General features: G+C 57.1%; 14 protein-coding genes and 1 pseudogene. 11 read left to right on the forward strand and 4 right to left on the reverse strand.

Going from position 1 to position 16,760, the window contains the following annotated elements; translation table 11 throughout:
• Positions 1–131 precede the first annotated feature (131 nt).
• From lon to CYR55_RS08050, 5 genes and pseudogenes are all read left to right on the forward strand, one after another.
• Positions 132–2,486, forward strand: coding sequence for an endopeptidase La (gene lon, locus CYR55_RS08030; RefSeq protein ID WP_101815636.1), 2,355 nt, complete (start codon positions 132–134; stop codon positions 2,484–2,486).
• Positions 2,487–2,695: 209 nt separating this feature from the next.
• Positions 2,696–2,968 (forward strand): nucleoid-associated protein HU-beta, encoded by a 273-nt coding sequence (hupB, locus tag CYR55_RS08035; protein ID WP_101815637.1) that lies wholly within the window; start codon positions 2,696–2,698, stop codon positions 2,966–2,968.
• Between the two features lie 251 nt (positions 2,969–3,219).
• Positions 3,220–5,100 (forward strand): peptidylprolyl isomerase, encoded by a 1,881-nt coding sequence (gene ppiD, locus CYR55_RS08040; RefSeq protein WP_101815638.1) that lies wholly within the window; start codon positions 3,220–3,222, stop codon positions 5,098–5,100.
• Positions 5,101–5,237: 137 nt separating this feature from the next.
• The gene (locus tag CYR55_RS08045; protein ID WP_101815639.1) at positions 5,238–5,612 is read left to right on the forward strand and encodes a ComEA family DNA-binding protein; all 375 of its coding nucleotides are present in this window, start codon (positions 5,238–5,240) and stop codon (positions 5,610–5,612) included.
• A gap of 142 nt (positions 5,613–5,754) precedes the next feature.
• Positions 5,755–6,177: pseudogene (locus tag CYR55_RS08050) on the forward strand (acyl-CoA thioesterase); the annotation flags it as partial.
• A gap of 143 nt (positions 6,178–6,320) precedes the next feature.
• On the opposite strand, the gene queC reads toward CYR55_RS08050, so the two are convergent.
• Both queC and CYR55_RS08060 read right to left on the reverse strand, forming a co-directional pair.
• Complete coding sequence (queC, locus tag CYR55_RS08055; protein ID WP_101815641.1) at positions 6,321–7,019, reverse strand: 7-cyano-7-deazaguanine synthase QueC; 699 nt, start codon at positions 7,017–7,019, stop codon at positions 6,321–6,323.
• A 110-nt stretch (positions 7,020–7,129) separates the two neighbouring features.
• Positions 7,130–8,182: a PLP-dependent cysteine synthase family protein gene (locus tag CYR55_RS08060; RefSeq protein WP_101815642.1), complete on the reverse strand. Its 1,053-nt coding sequence runs from the start codon at positions 8,180–8,182 to the stop codon at positions 7,130–7,132.
• Positions 8,183–8,306: 124 nt separating this feature from the next.
• On the opposite strand from CYR55_RS08060, the gene CYR55_RS08065 reads away from it, so the two are divergent.
• The 5 genes from CYR55_RS08065 to amtB all read left to right on the forward strand — a co-directional run bounded on the left by CYR55_RS08065 (position 8,307) and on the right by amtB (position 14,445).
• Positions 8,307–8,768, forward strand: a complete 462-nt coding sequence (locus CYR55_RS08065) for an Lrp/AsnC family transcriptional regulator (protein WP_101815643.1) — start codon at positions 8,307–8,309, stop codon at positions 8,766–8,768.
• A gap of 95 nt (positions 8,769–8,863) precedes the next feature.
• Positions 8,864–10,642, forward strand: coding sequence for a SmdA family multidrug ABC transporter permease/ATP-binding protein (locus CYR55_RS08070; protein ID WP_101815644.1), 1,779 nt, complete (start codon positions 8,864–8,866; stop codon positions 10,640–10,642).
• Complete coding sequence (locus CYR55_RS08075) at positions 10,635–12,437, forward strand: SmdB family multidrug efflux ABC transporter permease/ATP-binding protein (RefSeq protein WP_101815645.1); 1,803 nt, start codon at positions 10,635–10,637, stop codon at positions 12,435–12,437. Before CYR55_RS08070 ends, CYR55_RS08075 begins: the two co-directional genes overlap by 8 nt.
• Positions 12,438–12,778: 341 nt before the next feature.
• Entirely contained in the window at positions 12,779–13,117 is a 339-nt protein-coding gene (gene glnK, locus CYR55_RS08080; protein WP_002208627.1) for a P-II family nitrogen regulator, read from the forward strand.
• A gap of 38 nt (positions 13,118–13,155) precedes the next feature.
• Entirely contained in the window at positions 13,156–14,445 is a 1,290-nt protein-coding gene (gene amtB / locus CYR55_RS08085; protein ID WP_101815646.1) for an ammonium transporter AmtB, read from the forward strand.
• A 213-nt stretch (positions 14,446–14,658) separates the two neighbouring features.
• On the opposite strand, the gene tesB is transcribed toward amtB, so the two are convergent.
• Complete coding sequence (tesB, locus tag CYR55_RS08090; protein WP_101815647.1) at positions 14,659–15,519, reverse strand: acyl-CoA thioesterase II; 861 nt, start codon at positions 15,517–15,519, stop codon at positions 14,659–14,661.
• A 272-nt stretch (positions 15,520–15,791) separates the two neighbouring features.
• On the opposite strand from tesB, the gene CYR55_RS08095 reads away from it, so the two are divergent.
• Positions 15,792–16,352: a YbaY family lipoprotein gene (locus CYR55_RS08095; protein WP_101815648.1), complete on the forward strand. Its 561-nt coding sequence runs from the start codon at positions 15,792–15,794 to the stop codon at positions 16,350–16,352.
• A 30-nt stretch (positions 16,353–16,382) separates the two neighbouring features.
• Here CYR55_RS08095 and CYR55_RS08100 read toward each other — a convergent pair whose 3' ends face one another.
• Positions 16,383–16,694, reverse strand: a complete 312-nt coding sequence (locus tag CYR55_RS08100; protein ID WP_101815649.1) for an MGMT family protein — start codon at positions 16,692–16,694, stop codon at positions 16,383–16,385.
• Positions 16,695–16,760 lie beyond the last annotated feature (66 nt).

Consider the following 16,760-nt stretch of genomic DNA (forward strand, 5'->3'; position numbering starts at 1 on the left):
CCTCGCATTCTTGTCGTTGAATGTAAGATATTCATCCCCATATACTCAGTATCCTACTTGCTGAAACCCGGAAATCTGGTGTTTCACGAGATTTCTTTAACCTGGCGGAAGCTAAACTAAGAGAGAGCTCTATGAATCCTGAGCGTTCCGAACGCATAGAAATCCCCGTATTGCCTCTGCGCGATGTGGTGGTTTATCCGCACATGGTGATCCCGTTGTTTGTTGGCCGGGAAAAATCAATACGGTGCCTTGAAGCCGCAATGGATCACGATAAAAAGATCATGCTGGTGGCGCAAAAAGAGGCCTCAACGGATGAACCGGGCGTCAACGATCTGTTTTCTGTTGGTACGGTAGCGTCGATTCTGCAGATGCTGAAGCTGCCGGACGGCACGGTAAAAGTCCTGGTTGAAGGGTTACAGCGTGCGCGTATTACCACGTTGTCCGATAACGGCGAGCACTTTGCCGCTGAAGCAGAATACCTGGACTCACCGGCCATTGATGAGCGCGAGCAGGAAGTGCTGGTCCGTACCGCCATCAACCAGTTTGAAGGCTACATCAAGCTCAATAAAAAAATTCCGCCGGAAGTGCTGACTTCCCTGAACAGCATTGACGATGCCGCCCGCCTGGCGGACACCATCGCTGCGCATATGCCGCTGAAGCTGGCTGATAAGCAATCCGTACTGGAGATGTTCGATATTACTGAACGTCTGGAGTACCTGATGGCGATGATGGAGTCTGAAATCGACCTGTTACAGGTTGAAAAACGCATCCGTAACCGCGTCAAAAAGCAGATGGAAAAGAGCCAGCGTGAGTACTACCTGAATGAGCAGATGAAGGCCATTCAGAAAGAGCTTGGCGAGATGGATGACGCGCCGGATGAAAATGAAGCGCTGAAACGTAAAATCGACGCGGCAAAAATGCCGAAAGAGGCCAAGGAAAAAACCGAGGCCGAACTGCAGAAGCTGAAGATGATGTCACCGATGTCTGCCGAAGCCACCGTGGTACGCAGCTACATCGACTGGATGTTGCAGGTGCCGTGGAACAGCCGCAGCAAGGTGAAGAAAGATCTGGTCAAGGCGCAGGAAGTGCTCGATACCGATCACTACGGCCTGGAGCGGGTCAAAGACCGCATTCTTGAGTACCTCGCCGTACAGAGCCGCGTCAGCAAAATCAAAGGCCCGATCCTCTGCCTGGTAGGGCCGCCGGGGGTGGGTAAAACCTCCCTGGGCCAGTCCATTGCGCGGGCGACCGGTCGCCAGTATGTGCGCATGGCGTTGGGTGGCGTGCGGGATGAAGCGGAAATCCGTGGGCACCGCCGTACCTATATCGGCTCCATGCCGGGTAAACTGATCCAGAAAATGGCCAAAGTTGGGGTGCGTAACCCGCTGTTCCTGCTGGATGAGATTGATAAGATGTCGTCGGACATGCGCGGCGATCCGGCCTCTGCCTTGCTGGAAGTGCTGGACCCGGAGCAGAACGTGGCGTTTAACGACCACTATCTGGAAGTCGATTACGACCTGTCCGATGTGATGTTCGTGGCGACCTCGAACTCCATGAACATTCCGGCCCCGCTGCTGGACCGTATGGAAGTGATCCGCCTTTCCGGTTATACCGAAGACGAGAAACTCAATATTGCCAAACAGCACCTGTTGCCGAAGCAAATCGAGCGTAACGCGCTGAAAAAAGGGGAACTCACGGTTGAGGACAGTGCCATCGTCGGCATTATCCGTTACTACACCCGTGAAGCCGGTGTGCGTAGCCTGGAGCGTGAAATCTCCAAACTGTGCCGTAAGGCGGTGAAACAGCTGCTGATGGATAAAACCATTAAGCACATCACCATCTCCGGTGACAACCTGAAAGATTACCTCGGCGTGCAGCGGGTCGATTATGGCCGTGCCGATACTGAAAACCGCATCGGTCAGGTGACCGGTCTGGCCTGGACGGAAGTGGGCGGCGATCTGCTGACCATCGAAACCGCCTGTGTGCCGGGTAAAGGTAAACTGACCTACACCGGCTCCCTGGGTGAGGTGATGCAGGAGTCGATTCAGGCGGCGTTGACGGTGGTACGTGCTCGTGCGGACAAGCTGGGCATTAACCCGGACTTCTACGAAAAACGCGACATCCATGTGCATGTGCCGGAAGGCGCAACACCGAAAGATGGCCCAAGCGCTGGTATCGCGATGTGTACGGCCCTGGTTTCCTGCCTGACCGGTAACCCGGTGCGTGCCGATGTGGCCATGACCGGCGAGATCACGCTGCGTGGTCAGGTACTGCCGATTGGCGGCCTGAAAGAGAAACTGCTGGCGGCGCATCGCGGCGGCATCAAAGTGGTGCTGATTCCGGATGAGAACCGCCGCGATCTGGAAGAGATTCCGGATAACGTGATTGCGGATCTGGAGATCCACCCGGTTAAACGCATCGATGAAGTGCTGAACTTTGCGTTGCAAAACCCGGCCTTTGGTGCTCAGCCGGTCGCCGCTAAATAATCCCTGAACATCAGGTGGTCTAATCAGAAGCTGGCAGGTCAATTGTGACTTGCCAGTTTTTTTTTGTGCCGTTAACGTAGGGCGGCCGGCTATGCCTGGGCTGCCCGGCGGCGGCTTGCATAGGCCCGGCAGGCTTGATATAAAAGCAGCGCAGCCGCGCACCAAGGACTTTTGCCGCGCGGGCAAAGATTTCAAAAGGGGATGACTACGTGAATAAATCACAACTGATCGACAACATTGCCGCAGGGGCTGACATTTCAAAAGCCGCAGCCGGCCGTGTTCTGGACACCATTATTGAGTCAGTCACTGATGCACTGAAACAGGGTGAGGAAGTAGCGCTGGTGGGGTTCGGGACGTTTACCGTCCGTGAGCGCGCTGCCCGTACCGGCCGTAACCCGCAAACCGGCGAAGAAATCGCGATTCCGGCGGCGAAAGTACCGGGTTTCCGCGCAGGTAAGGCTTTGAAAGATTCAGTAAACTAAGCACTGTTGGGCAGTTCGTGTGACAAGCACCCTTTGTCTCAAACTATCACCTGACGTCACTTGCCTGGTAAGGTAAGATACAAGGCGCATCAAAAACGATGCGCTTTTTTTATTTTCAGCACAGGCAGGATGCGGGCGTGATGCCCGGTTTACCTGACCTTTCGCGCTACCGCGCAGCGGCGCAGGACGCGCCGGGCACTAATGCCTGCGCAGGGTTGTTAATCTCTACTACAGCGGAGTGTTGTCACACTATGATGGACAATTTACGCGCGGCCTCTAACCATGTCGTGCTCAAGATCATCCTGGCTCTCATTATCCTCTCTTTCGTTCTGACCGGGGTGGGCAACTACCTGATCGGCGGCTCCGGCGATTATGCCGCTAAGGTGAACGGCCAGGAGATTAACCGCGCCCAGTTCGAACAGGCCTTCCAGAATGAACGCGCCCGGATGCAGCAGCAATTGGGTGAGCAGTTTTCAGTGCTGGCCGGTAATGAGCAATATATGCAGCAGTTACGTCAGCAGGTGCTGAACCAGCTGATCGATGTCACCCTGATTGACCAGTATGCCAAAAAACTGGGTATCGCCATCAGTGACGAGCAGGTCAAGCAAAGCATCCTGAAGACCCCGGCCTTCCAGACCAATAATCAATTCGATAATGATAAGTATCTGGCGATGGTACGCGGCAGCGGTTACTCGCCGGACAGCTATGCGCAAGTGGTTCGCCGCCAGTTGCAGGCACAACAGCTAAACCAGGTCTTTGGCGGCAGCGAGTTTGTCTTGCCGGCCGAAGCTGACAGCCTCGCCGCGCTGGTGCTGCAGGAGCGTGATGTGCGGGTTGCCGCATTCGATACGGATGCGCTGGCAGCCAAACAGACGGCCACCGAAGATGAGCTGAAAGGCTATTACGACCAGCATCAAAACGAATTTATTGCGCCACAGCAGCTGAAAGTCAGCTATCTGGAAATGGACGCCGCCGCCCTGCAGGACAAGATCACCGTCAGTGATGCTGAGGTGGCCGCCTACTACGATCAGCACAAAAACACCTTCGGCCAGCCGGAGCGCAAGAAATTTGCGGTGATTGTGCTGAAGTCGCAGGCAGACGCCGACGCGGTACTGGCTGAACTGAAAAAGGGCGCCGATTTCGCTGAACTGGCCAAAACCAAATCCACCGATACCTTCACCGGCAAACGTGGCGGTGAGCTGGAGTGGATGGAGCCGGAAACCACTTTGGACGATTTCAAAAACGCTAACCTGACTGAAAAAGGGCAGGTCTCCGGCGTGATTAAATCCTCATCGGGTTACCTGGTTCTGCGTCTTAATGATGTGGAGCCGGCAAAGCTGAAGCCGTTAGATGACGTACGTAATGACGTGCTGGCCAAGCTGAAGCAGGAAAAAGCGCTGGACGCCTACTATGCGCTGCAACAGAAAGTCAGCGAAGCGGCAACCAATGATAATGAGTCGCTGGCCTCTGCCGAAGAAGTTTCCGGCATCAAAGCTGTTCACACTGACTGGTTCACCCAGCAGACCCTGCCACAGGCACTGAGCGCCAAGCCGGTAGCCGATGCCCTGTTTGATGGTTCGCTGTTGGGTGAGGGCGGTTCTCCGGGCAGCAACTCTAATGTCATCACTGCCGATGGCGATCGCGCCTTCGTGGTACGTGTGGATGCGCATAAACCGCAGGGCGTGAAGCCGTTTGCCGAGGTGCGGGATGCGGTGCTGGCCCAGGTCAAACACCAGAAAGCGCAGGCGCAGGCACAGGCTGACGCGCAAAAAGTCCTGGCTGCCCTGAAACAAGGGAAAGGGGATGAGGCGCTGAAAACCGCTGGTCTGAGCTTTGGCACCACGCAGAAAGTGCAGCGTTCCCAGCAGCCTTCCGCGTTTGAGCAGAGCGTGTATGCCTTGCCGCAACCGCAGGCCGGTAAACCGAACTATGGCGTCACCCAGGATGAGAAAGGCAATGTGGTTATCGTCGCCCTGGATGCGGTCAACCCAGGCAAACTGCCGGCCGATGAAGTGGCTAATTTCTCCGGCCAGATTAAAGAGGGTGCCACCAATATTACCTTCGATGCATTGATTGCCGGCCTGCGTCAGTCCGGCAAAATCAAACTGGGCAGCGCCGCACAGGTGGAATAACGCTTCCAGTAAAATGTAATCCGTTGCAACACACAAAGGCCGCTTTCGCGGCCTTTTCCACATTTAACATCTGGTCTTTGCGTCTGTTTTTGCTTTTCGGCATGGTGTGCGTGCTGAACAACACAAGGAGAAACAGCATGAAAAAATTAGGCATTACCTCACTCTCACTCGCCCTGGCATTAGGCCTTTCTACCCTGCCGGTGATGCTCCATGCCGCCCCAAATGGTGAAGTGGCAACCGCCAGCGCCGTCCCGGCTAAAAAAGCGGAAAAAGCCCCGTTGACGCCGGAGGCCAAAGCCGGGGTCACCTCACCGTTGGAAAAGGTGAATATCAATACCGCGGATGCGCAGACGCTGTCGGACGGCTTAAACGGCGTGGGGCTTAAAAAAGCGGAGGCGATTATTCGTTACCGCGAAGAGTCGGGGCAGTTCACCGCCGTGGAACAGTTACAGGAGGTGCCCGGCATCGGCCCGTCACTGATTGAACGCAACCGCGACCGGATGGTTTTGTGAGCCGCTTCGCGTTGCCTTACGCTTTTTCTCAGCGCCTCAGGGAATCTGCTACGCTCAGAAAGTGATCCGACCAGTGCGCCTGCGGGCGCACTTCAGCGTGTAGACCTGAACCCTATCCACCTGTTACGAGAGAGAAAGCGCCGCTATGCAGACTTTTATAAACGTCCGGGGATTTCATATTGATGTCTACCAACACGTCAATAACGCCCGTTATCTTGAGTTTCTTGAAGAGGCCCGCTGGGAGTGGTTGTCCGCCCTGGAGGGGTTTCAATGGATGAAGGATCGCCACATCGCCTTTATTGTGGTGAACATTAATATCAACTATCGCACCCCGGCGGTGTTGGGTGACCGGCTGCGGATCGACAGTCGGCTGGAGCGCCTTAATGGGCGCAGCGGGGTCGTCAGCCAGGTGGTAACGCGGGACAGGGACGGCGAAACCGTCGCCGATGCCGCGCTGACCTTTGTTTGTATTGATTTAAAAAGCCAGAAAGCGTTGCCGCTGGAAGGGGAGTTACTGGAGAAATTACGTCAGCTTGAACAGCAGGATAACGTGCTGCCCTCCTGACGCAGGGGGAACCTGCTGCGGGCCGGGGTAGCCGGGCCCGATCTTTCCACGGGTAAAACGAGCGTGGCAGGAGGCGGGTATTGCCGGAAACATCATGCCCCAGCGGGGCATGATCATCAGGATCTTAAGGGAAATACCGGGGATTATTGCAGGCCGCTTTTCTGCTTCAGGCTGGCCATCACACCGGCACGGTCCTGCTGATAGACCGCCAGGCCGTTTGCCCGCAGGTGACAGGCCGCACATTCACCGCACCCGTCGCCCTGAATGCCGTTGTAACAGGTCAACGTATCGCGGCGAACCCGTTCCAGTTGCCCGTAGTAGTCCGCCAGCGCCCAGGTTTCCGCTTTGTTCAGCCACATCAGCGGTGTTTCAAACCGGACATCGCGCGCCAGCCCCAGCGAAACCGCCTGGTTCAGCGCTTTCACAAACTCATCCCGGCAATCAGGGTAGCCGGAGAAGTCAGTTTCACAGACGCCGGTGATCACAGCCTCCGCCTCAATCTGGTAGGCGTAAATCGACGCCAGCGTCAGGAACAGAATATTGCGCCCCGGCACGAAGGTGCTCGGCAACTGGCCGGCCGCTTCACTGCCGTAATTGGGAACCGGAATGTTATCCCGCGTCAGGCTGCTGATGGCCAGTTCGTTCAACAGGCCAACATCCAGCACTTTATGCGCCCGCGCACCCAATTCGGCCGAGAGCTTTTGCGCCACCTCGATCTCTGCCCGGTGCCGTTGACCATAATCAAAGGTGATGCAGTGTACTTCATCATATTGCGCCAGCGCCTGGATCAGGCAGGTGGTTGAATCCTGGCCGCCACTGAACACCACTACTGCTCGTTTCATCTCATGCTTACCTTTTTAACGTGCAAACCCGGCCAGCGCTCAGCCGGGCACAATTACTATAGGGTACTTTCCCCGGCGCAGTTTGAACAGCTGCGCGGCGGCGGGGAAGATTAACTGCCGGAAAACCCGGACATGAGGCGCTGTAAATAGGGCGACGTGTCACCGATATGCCGGCTCACCCACTGCTCGTTATAGTAGGTATCAGGGTAACGCTCACCGCTGTCACACAGCAGTGTCACAATGGACCCTTGCTCACCCCGCGCCCGCATCTCGGCTGCCAGCAGCAGCGCGCCATAAATATTGGTGCCGGTTGACGCACCGGCACGGCGCCCCAGTACCCGCGTCAGCCAGGTCAGCGCGGCGAGGCTGGCGGCGTCCGGCACCTGAATCATCCGGTCAATGACATCGGGAATGAAAGAGGGCTCCACGCGCGGCCTGCCGATGCCTTCAATCCGGCTGCCGCAGGCGGCCGTGAGAAGCGGGTTACGCTGATGGTAGTAGTCGTAAAACACGGAGTGCTCCGGGTCAACTACCACCAGTTGCGTGTCGTGGCCCTGATAGCGGATATAGCGGCCCAGCGTAGCGGAAGTGCCGCCGGTGCCGGCCCCCATCACCACATAACGCGGGATGGGAAACGGTTCCCGCGACATCTGGCGATAAATGCTGTCGGCAATATTGTTATTTCCGCGCCAGTCGGTCGCCCGTTCAGCATAGGTAAACTGATCCATATAGTGCCCGCCCAGATCGTGGGCCAGGTGTTCAGAGGCTGCATAAATTTGCCCGGTTTGCTCCACAAAGTGGCAGCGGCCGCCATAAAACTCAATCTGTTCAATTTTGCGGCGGGCAGTGCTGGCCGGCATCACCGCAATAAACGGCAGGCCCAGCAGGCGGGAAAAGTATGCTTCGGAGATAGCAGTGCTGCCGGATGACGCCTCAATCACAGGGGTGTTTTCTCGCAGCCAGCCATTGCAGAGGGCATAGAGAAACAGCGAACGCGCCAGCCGGTGTTTCAGGCTGCCGCTGGGGTGGGTGCTCTCATCTTTCAGATAGAGAGCGATCCCCGGAAAGTCCGGCAGCGGCAGGCGAATCAAATGAGTATCGGCAGAGCGCTGGAAATCAGCGTCGATTTCATGGATGGCGCGTCTGACCCAGGAGGCAGTCATAACATCTCTCGGCAAGGGCAGTAAAGTCAGGGTAGCTAAGGGTACGCGGTTGGCCGGAAAAAAGGGTTGCTATCTTGCTTTTGAAATGGCGACATAGGAGAAAATTTTTCTCAGGAAAGCCCGTATGCTGGATAAAATCGATCGTACGTTGTTGCGCCTGCTGCAACAGGACTGCACGTTATCGCTTCAGGCGTTGGCTGAGTCGGTAAACCTGACCTCAACGCCCTGTTGGAAACGGCTGAAAAGGCTGGAGGATAACGGGTATATTCGCGGCCGGGTTGCCCTGCTCGACGGGGACAAGCTGGGCCTGGGCCTCACCGCCTTTATGCTGGTCAAAACCCAGCAGCATAACCGCGAATGGTACCAGCATTTCGTCAGCCAGACCGAGCAGATGCCCGAGGTGCTGGCCTTCTACCGGATGGCGGGGGAGTATGATTATCTGCTGCAAATTCAGGTGGCTGACATGAAAAGCTACGACATTTTCTATAAAAAACTGGTAAATGGGGTGCCTGGCCTGATCGAAGTGACCTCCAGTTTTGCGATGGAAAGGATTAAATACACCACGGCCCTGCCGCTGCCGGAATAACCGGCACCTCATCGCTTTTTCTCCGGCTTCTTCTATGCTGCTTGAGCGGAAAGAGTCCGATACAGGGACGCTTCATTTTTTGGGAATAAAATCTTGTGAGATTGTTTGCACAATTAAGCTGGTATTTTCGCCGGGAATGGCGCCGCTATCTCGGCGCCATTGCTTTGCTGATCATTATCGCCATCCTGCAACTGCTGCCGCCAAAACTGGTCGGCGTGATTGTGGACGGCATCACCCAGAAGCGGCTCTCCACCGCAGCGGTGCTCGGGTGGATTGGCGTGATCCTGGCGACGTCTGTAGTGGTTTATCTGCTGCGTTATGTATGGCGCGTGTTGCTGTTTGGGGCGTCTTACCAACTGGCGGTCGAGCTGCGTGAGCGTTTCTATCGCCAGCTCAGCCGCCAGCACCCGGCTTTTTACCTGCGTCACCGCACCGGTGATCTGATTGCGCGCGCCACCAATGACGTGGATCGCGTGGTGTTCGCCGCCGGGGAGGGGGTGTTGACCCTGGTGGACTCGTTGGTGATGGGGTGTGCGGTGCTGGTGGTGATGAGTACGCAGATCAGCTGGCAACTGACGCTGCTGTCACTGGTGCCGATGCCGATCATGGCGATGGTCATCAAACGCTACGGCGATCAGCTGCATCACCGTTTCAAATCCGCCCAGGCGGCCTTCTCCTCGCTGAATGACCAGACCCAGGAGAGCCTGACCAGCATCCGGATGATCAAGGCCTTTGGGCTGGAGGATCATCAGTCCGGGCAGTTCGCGCGCGTCGCCGCCGATGCCGGGGCCAAGAATCTGCGGGTGGCGCGGGTGGATGCGCGGTTTGACCCGACGATTTATATCGCCATCGGTATGGCCAACCTGCTGGCGATCGGCGGCGGCAGCTGGCTGGTAGTGCACGGCACCCTGACGCTTGGGCAACTGACCAGTTTTGTGATGTATCTGGGGCTGATGATCTGGCCGATGCTGGCGCTGGCCTGGATGTTCAACATTGTTGAGCGCGGCAGCGCCGCTTACAGCCGCATCCGCAGTCTGCTGAAAGAGGCGCCTTCCGTCACTGACGGCGACCAGCCATTGCCGGCCGGGCGCGGTGAGTTGCAGGTGCAGATCGGCCGGTTCCACTACCCGGAAAACAGCCACGCGGCCCTGCATGATGTCAGCTTCCGCCTGCAACCCGGGCAGATGCTTGGCCTGTGCGGCCCGACCGGCGCCGGGAAAAGTACCTTGCTGGGACTGGTGCAGCGTCAGTTTGATGTCGGCGAAGGGGAGATCCGTTATCACGGGCTTGCCCTGCAGACGATCAAACTGGATGCATGGCGCGGGCGGCTGGCGGTCGTCAGCCAGACGCCGTTCCTGTTTTCTGACAGCGTGGCGCAAAATATTGCGCTGGGCCGCCCGGAGGCCACCCCGGCGCAGATTGAGCAGGCAGCCCGGCTGGCCAGCGTCCATGAGGACATCCTGCGCCTGCCGCAGGGCTATGAAACGGAGGTGGGCGAACGTGGGGTGATGCTCTCCGGCGGGCAGAAACAGCGTATCGCCATTGCCCGCGCCCTGCTGCTGGAGGCGGAAATCCTGATTCTGGATGACGCGCTCTCCGCGGTGGATGGCCGCACGGAACATGACATCCTCAGCAACCTGCGGCAGTGGGGCAGCAACCGCACGGTCATCATCAGCGCGCACCGTCTCTCGGCCCTGACCGAGGCCAATGAGATTCTGGTGCTCAACCAGGGCACGGTGATGCAGCGCGGCGATCATGAAACCCTGGCCGCCCAGCCGGGTTGGTACCGTGATATGTACCGTTACCAACAACTTGAAGCAGCACTGGATGAGCCGGCGCTGCCGGACGATCACAAGGAGGCCCGTGATGCCTAAGTTCCAGTCAATGTGGCCGACCCTGAAACGCCTGCTGGCGTATGGCTCACCCTACCGCAAGCCGCTGATGCTGGCGGTGCTGATGCTGTGGGTGGCCGCGGCCGCCGAAGTGGGGGGGCCGCTGCTGATCAGCTATTTTATCGACCATGTGGTCGCCCACGGCAGCTTGCCGCTCGGGCTGGTTTCCGGGCTGGCTGCCGGGTACATCCTGCTTAACCTGCTGGCGGCGGCCCTGCACTATTTCCAGGCCATCCTGTTTAACCGCGCGGCAGTCGGCGTGGTGCAGACGCTGCGGATCGATGTCATGGACGCGGCCCTGCGCCAGCCGCTGAGCGAATTTGATATTCAGCCGGTGGGCCAGCTTATCTCGCGTGTCACTAATGATACGGAAGTGATCCGCGATCTCTATGTCACGGTGGTCTCCACGGTGCTGCGCAGTGTGGCCCTGATCAGCGCCATGCTGGTGGCGATGTACAGCCTGGACTGGCGCATGGCGTCGGTGGCGGTCTGCATCTTCCCGGCGGTATTGGTAGTGATGGTGCTCTACCAGCGTTACAGCACACCGATCGCCCGCCGGGTGCGGGGTTATCTGGCGGATATTAATGACGGCTTCAATGAAGTCATTAACGGCATGGGCGTGATCCAGCAGTTCCGGCAACAGGCGCGCTTTGCCGAGCGCCTGAGTGCGGCAAGCTGGGCGCATTACCATGCCCGGATGCAGACGCTGCGTATTGAAGGCTTTTTACTGCGCCCGCTGCTGAGCCTGTTTTCCACCATGGTGCTGTGCGGGTTACTGATGCTGTTTGGGTTCAGCGCCGTCGGCAGCGTAGGCGTGGGCGTGCTGTATGCCTTTATCAACTATCTGGGGCGGCTGAATGAGCCCTTGATTGAACTCACGTCCCAGCAGTCCATCCTGCAACAGGCGGTGGTGGCCGGTGAGCGCATTTTCGAACTGATGGATCGGGTTCAGCAGCAGTATGGCGGCGACGATCGTCCGCTGACCAGTGGCTGTATTGAGATTGATAACGTCAGCTTCGCTTACCGTGATGATAAAAAGGTACTGGAGCATATCTCACTGGTGGTGCCGTCACGCGGGTTTGTGGCGCTGGTCGGCCATACCGGCAGCGGCAAAAGCACGCTGGCGAATTTACTGATGGGCTATTACCCGCTGAGTGATGGGCAGATCCGGCTGGATGGCCGCCCGCTTTCGTCATTATCACACCGGGCGCTGCGCCAGGGGGTGGCGATGGTACAGCAAGACCCGGTGGTGCTGGCCGAATCGGTGTATGCCAACGTCACGCTGGGGCGTGAGATCGATGAGCAGGAGGTGTGGCTCGCACTGGAGACCGTTCAACTGGCGGATCTGATCCGTGATATGCCGGAAGGCATTCACACGCGGTTAGGTGAGCAGGGGAATAACCTCTCCGTTGGGCAGAAACAGCTGCTGGCCATGGCGCGGGTGCTGGTGCAGGCTCCGCAGATCCTGATTCTGGATGAGGCGACCGCCAACATTGACTCCGGGACTGAGCAGGCCATCCAGCGGGCGTTACGGGCAATCCGTGAACGCACCACGCTGGTAGTGATTGCCCACCGGCTTTCTACAGTGGTGGATGCCGACACCATTCTGGTGCTGCATCGCGGGCAGGCGGTCGAGAAGGGCACACATACCCGCTTGCTGGCGCAACAGGGCCGCTACGCCCAGATGTATCAGATGCAACTGGTCGGGGAACAACTGGATGCTGAGGCCGCGCAACCGGCATCTGCGCCCGCCCCGCAGGTGCCTGTCTCCTCCTGATTGTCTCTGGCGATGCCTGCAGCCGCAGGCATCGCCCTTTCCCTTTTTGCTTCCTTCTGATTCCTGAACGGCACGCCTTCGCACCATGATCAGGCAACCCACCAGCCTGAAACGCGGGTGTTGCACTTTCTGGAGGCGCGTTGCACTAAAAGGATGCGGGTCTATTCTTTCCTTGGGGTTCCTTAAGTCAAATTGTCTGGGCCGGGTTTTCGGAAAGTGGCTTGTGACGCGCTAATCCCCTCTATTCATACGCGAAATCATTTATGGCACACCCTTTGCTTTAAACACCCTATCGGGCGCATGTTTAACGCGACAGGGCTCTTACTTCGAGGAGTGGCAATATGAAGCTGGTTACCGTGGTGATCAAACCATTCAAACTGGAAGATGTGCGCGAAGCACTCTCTTCTGTAGGAATTCAGGGGCTGACCGTAACTGAAGTTAAAGGCTTTGGTCGCCAGAAAGGGCATGCAGAGCTTTATCGTGGTGCGGAGTACAGCGTTAACTTCCTGCCGAAGGTCAAAATTGATATTGCCATTGCGGATGACCAGCTGGATGAAGTCATTGATGTGATTAGTAAAGCGGCGTACACCGGCAAAATCGGTGACGGCAAAATTTTCGTTGCGGAGTTGCAGCGTGTGATTCGTATTCGTACCGGCGAAACTGACGAAGCAGCATTGTAATTTCAGGCTCGGGTGAGTGACTTAGGGGTGGATTGATAATGAAAAAACTTTTATCCATGATGGGCCTTGGCGCGGCAGCCATGATGCCTTCACTGGCAATGGCGGCGGCACCGGCGGTCGCCGATAAAGCGGACAACGCCTTTATGATGATCTGCACCGCATTGGTGCTGTTCATGACGGTGCCTGGCGTGGCGCTGTTTTACGGTGGCCTGTTACGCTCCAAGAACGTACTGTCGATGCTGACACAGGTCATGGTGACGTTTGCGCTGGTGTGCGTGCTGTGGATGCTGTACGGCTACAGCCTGGCGTTCAGCGAAGGGAATGCCTTCTTTGGCGGCTTCCAGACGGCATTGCTGAAAGGCATTACGGTAGACAGCCTGAGCGGCACCTTCGCCCAGTTCATTCATGTGGCTTTCCAATGCTCATTCGCCTGTATTACCGTGGCGTTGATTGTGGGCGGCTTCGCGGAACGTGTCCGTTTCTCGGCGGTGTTGATCTTCACCGTGATCTGGCTGACTTTCTCCTACCTGCCGATTGCACATATGGTATGGGGCGGTGGCTTCCTGGCAGCGGATGGCGCGCTGGACTTCGCCGGCGGCACCGTGGTGCACATTAACGCCGCGATTGCCGGCCTGGTAGGGGCTTACCTGTTAGGGAAACGCGCCGGTTTCGGTAAAGAGGCATTCAAACCTCACAACCTGCCGATGGTGTTCACCGGGGCCAGCATCCTTTATGTGGGCTGGTTCGGCTTTAACGCCGGCTCCGCCAGTGCAGCCAACGGCATTGCCGCGCTGGCTTTCCTGAATACCGTGATGGCGACGGCCGGTGCTATTCTCTCCTGGGTATTGGTTGAGTGGATGGTGCGCGGAAAGCCTTCGCTGCTGGGTGCCTGCTCCGGGTGCATCGCCGGGCTGGTGGCCATTACCCCGGCAGCCGGTTATGTGGGCGTCGGCGGTGCCCTGATTATCGGGCTGGTCGGTGGTGTGGCCGGGCTGTGGGGCGTGGTAATGCTCAAACGCTGGCTGCATGCAGATGATACCTGTGACGTGTTCGGCGTTCACGGCGTGTGCGGGATCACAGGGTGCATCCTGACTGGTGTATTCACTTCATCATCTCTGGGTGGTGTAGGGTATGCGGAAGGCGTCACCATGGGGCATCAGGTCTGGGTTCAGCTGTTCAGCGTGGGCCTGACGCTGGTCTGGTCGGGTGTTGTGGCCTTTATCGGCTACAAAATTGCTGATATGGTGGTGGGACTGCGCGTTCCGGAAGAGCAGGAGCGCGAAGGCCTGGACGTCAACAGCCATGGCGAAAATGCCTACAACCAGTAATGGCTGGCGGGATTAAGAAAGCAGTGCGCTAAAAATAAGAAAAACAGGTGTGACCGGTACCGGGTGAGATTCCCACCCTGTGCCGGATAATGCACCGGACAACATGCAAAAACATCACAGATAGTGAAGCATATAATGATGATAGAAGGGCGGTGGCGTAATCCACCGCCCTTTTTTTATTATCACGGACTATCACATCTTATAAATGCGTGATTAGCTGCGGCGACGAATCACGCCTTCCTGTACCGTGGAGGCGACCAGCACACCGTCACGGGTATAGAACTGACCACGCACAAACCCACGCGCGCCGGATGCCGAGGTACTTTCCACTGCATACAGTAACCAGTCATCCAGGCGGAATGGCCGGTGGAACCACATAGAGTGGTCGATGGTCGCGACCTGCATGCCCGGCTCAAGGAAGCCTACGCCATGGGGCTGCAGAGCAGTGGGCAGGAAGTTGAAATCAGAGGCATAACCCAGCAAATATTGATGGGTGCGTAAATCATCCGGCATTTCGCCATTGACACGGAACCAGACATGGCGCTGTGGTTCTGCTACCGCCCCCTGCAGTGGGTTATGAAATGCCACCGGCCGCATTTCAATCGGCCGCTGCCCCAGGAATTTATCCCGCACTTTCTCCGGGATCAGATGGGCAAACTTCTGCGCAATCTCCGATTCTGACATCAGCGCTTCCGGTGGCGGGACTTCCGGCATCGTGTTCTGGTGCTCAAACCCGGTTTCCTGGCACTGGAAAGAGGCCGTCATATAGAAAATGGGTTTGCCGTTCTGTACCGCCTTGACCCGCCGGGCGCTGAAACTGTTGCCGTCGCGCAGGATCTCTACGTCATAAATAATAGGTTTGCTGCTGTCACCGGGGCGTAAAAAGTAGCTGTGGAAAGAGTGGATACCACGCTCCGCCGGGACGGTCTGCTTGGCGGCATACAGTGCCTGGCCGACCACCTGGCCGCCAAAAACCTGGCGCAGGCCAAGATCTTCACTCTGGCCGCGAAACAGCCCCTCTTCGATTTTTTCCAGATCGAGCAGATCCAGCAAATTTTTCAATGCCTGACTCATAGGGGGGATCTCCAGGGTAAACAACGTGAGCAAGGATGCCGGCTTGCTTTAGCCACCACGCTTGCCCTTAACAGACATAGCCCGTCATCAGCCACAGTCCTTCATTAGCATAGTAGTGGATTTGGCAGGGGTGAAGAAAGGGAGCGGGCAGGGGGCGACAGGAATTTTTCAGGGTTATGTGCCACAATTATCAGGTGAAGTGGTTAAAGCCACCATCCCGACGCTGGTGTTAGATACCGGCAAAGAGGTAATCATAACAAGGAGTGCAATTGATGAAACTTTGGCAGATTGTAGGTGGAACCGCGCTGTCTTTGACACTGGCTGGATGTGCGTCCCATTCGGCACCGCCGCCGTCACCGCCGCCGGGCAATGGCGCACCGTCAACTGCGGCGATTCAGCAGCCTTCCGTCAACGGGACAATTAATATCAGCCAGCGTGTTGCGCTGCCGCCTGATGCGGTACTGACCGTGACGCTTTCTGATGCCTCAACATCGGATGCGCCATCGAAAGTGATTGCCCAGAGCGTGGCACGCACAGAAGGTAAGCAGGCACCTTTCCCCTTTGTGCTGCCGTATAACCCGCGCGATATTAAACCTGATGCGCATGTGATCCTGAGCGCAGCCATTACTCATAATAATGGCCAGATGTTGTTTATGACCGACACCATTCAGGAAGTCATCAATAATGGCAAAGCCGATCAGGTTGACCTGAAGCTGGTGCCACTGGCCTCTGTGCCTGTGACGACGAAGCCTTCCACCCTGGGGCCATTGGATACCTCGCCAAATAATCCTGTGCCTTCTACCCTGAATCCGGCACCGTCACCGATGCCATAAGGGCCTGGCCGGCAACGCGGGTTGCCGGCCTTATTCCTTCCAGCCATACCGGTTTAAATCAATCAGGCTACCTGGCCCAAACAAAATGCCCTCTGACAGCAAGGCTTGTCGCTGGCGTTGAAAATCTTCCCCTTGTAACGAAATCCCGCCATGGCGGTTTACTACCCGGTGCCAGGGCAGGCGGCTGCCTTCCGGCAATCGCCGTAACACGCCTCCGACCTGGCGTGCGGCCCGCGGTGACCCCGCTAACCGTGCTACGTTGCCATAGGTCGTTACCTGGCCTTCAGGGATCGCGGCGACAATATGATAAACGCGCTGATTAAAGTTTTCTGGTTCGTTCATTTGCGTCTCTGATGGATTAAAAAAGAAAACAGTGTGGCATCCACTAGTAAAAAACAAAACGTACGG

Origin of the sequence: Chimaeribacter californicus, from assembly GCF_002858675.1 — a bacterium.
In the GTDB taxonomy this organism is placed as follows: Bacteria; Pseudomonadota; Gammaproteobacteria; order Enterobacterales; family Enterobacteriaceae; genus Chimaeribacter; species Chimaeribacter californicus.

Excerpts from the sequence above, each read along its gene's own strand:
- lon (WP_101815636.1), top strand. The coding sequence starts at position 132 with ATGAATCCTGAGCGTTCCGAACGCATAGAAATCCCCGTATTGCCTCTG.
- ppiD (WP_101815638.1), top strand. The coding sequence starts at position 3,220 with ATGATGGACAATTTACGCGCGGCCTCTAACCATGTCGTGCTCAAGATC.
- CYR55_RS08045 (WP_101815639.1), top strand. The coding sequence starts at position 5,238 with ATGAAAAAATTAGGCATTACCTCACTCTCACTCGCCCTGGCATTAGGC.
- queC (WP_101815641.1), bottom strand. The coding sequence starts at position 7,019 with ATGAAACGAGCAGTAGTGGTGTTCAGTGGCGGCCAGGATTCAACCACC.
- CYR55_RS08060 (WP_101815642.1), bottom strand. The coding sequence starts at position 8,182 with ATGACTGCCTCCTGGGTCAGACGCGCCATCCATGAAATCGACGCTGAT.
- CYR55_RS08065 (WP_101815643.1), top strand. The coding sequence starts at position 8,307 with ATGCTGGATAAAATCGATCGTACGTTGTTGCGCCTGCTGCAACAGGAC.
- CYR55_RS08075 (WP_101815645.1), top strand. The coding sequence starts at position 10,635 with ATGCCTAAGTTCCAGTCAATGTGGCCGACCCTGAAACGCCTGCTGGCG.
- glnK (WP_002208627.1), top strand. The coding sequence starts at position 12,779 with ATGAAGCTGGTTACCGTGGTGATCAAACCATTCAAACTGGAAGATGTG.
- amtB (WP_101815646.1), top strand. The coding sequence starts at position 13,156 with ATGAAAAAACTTTTATCCATGATGGGCCTTGGCGCGGCAGCCATGATG.
- tesB (WP_101815647.1), bottom strand. The coding sequence starts at position 15,519 with ATGAGTCAGGCATTGAAAAATTTGCTGGATCTGCTCGATCTGGAAAAA.
- CYR55_RS08095 (WP_101815648.1), top strand. The coding sequence starts at position 15,792 with ATGAAACTTTGGCAGATTGTAGGTGGAACCGCGCTGTCTTTGACACTG.
- CYR55_RS08100 (WP_101815649.1), bottom strand. The coding sequence starts at position 16,694 with ATGAACGAACCAGAAAACTTTAATCAGCGCGTTTATCATATTGTCGCC.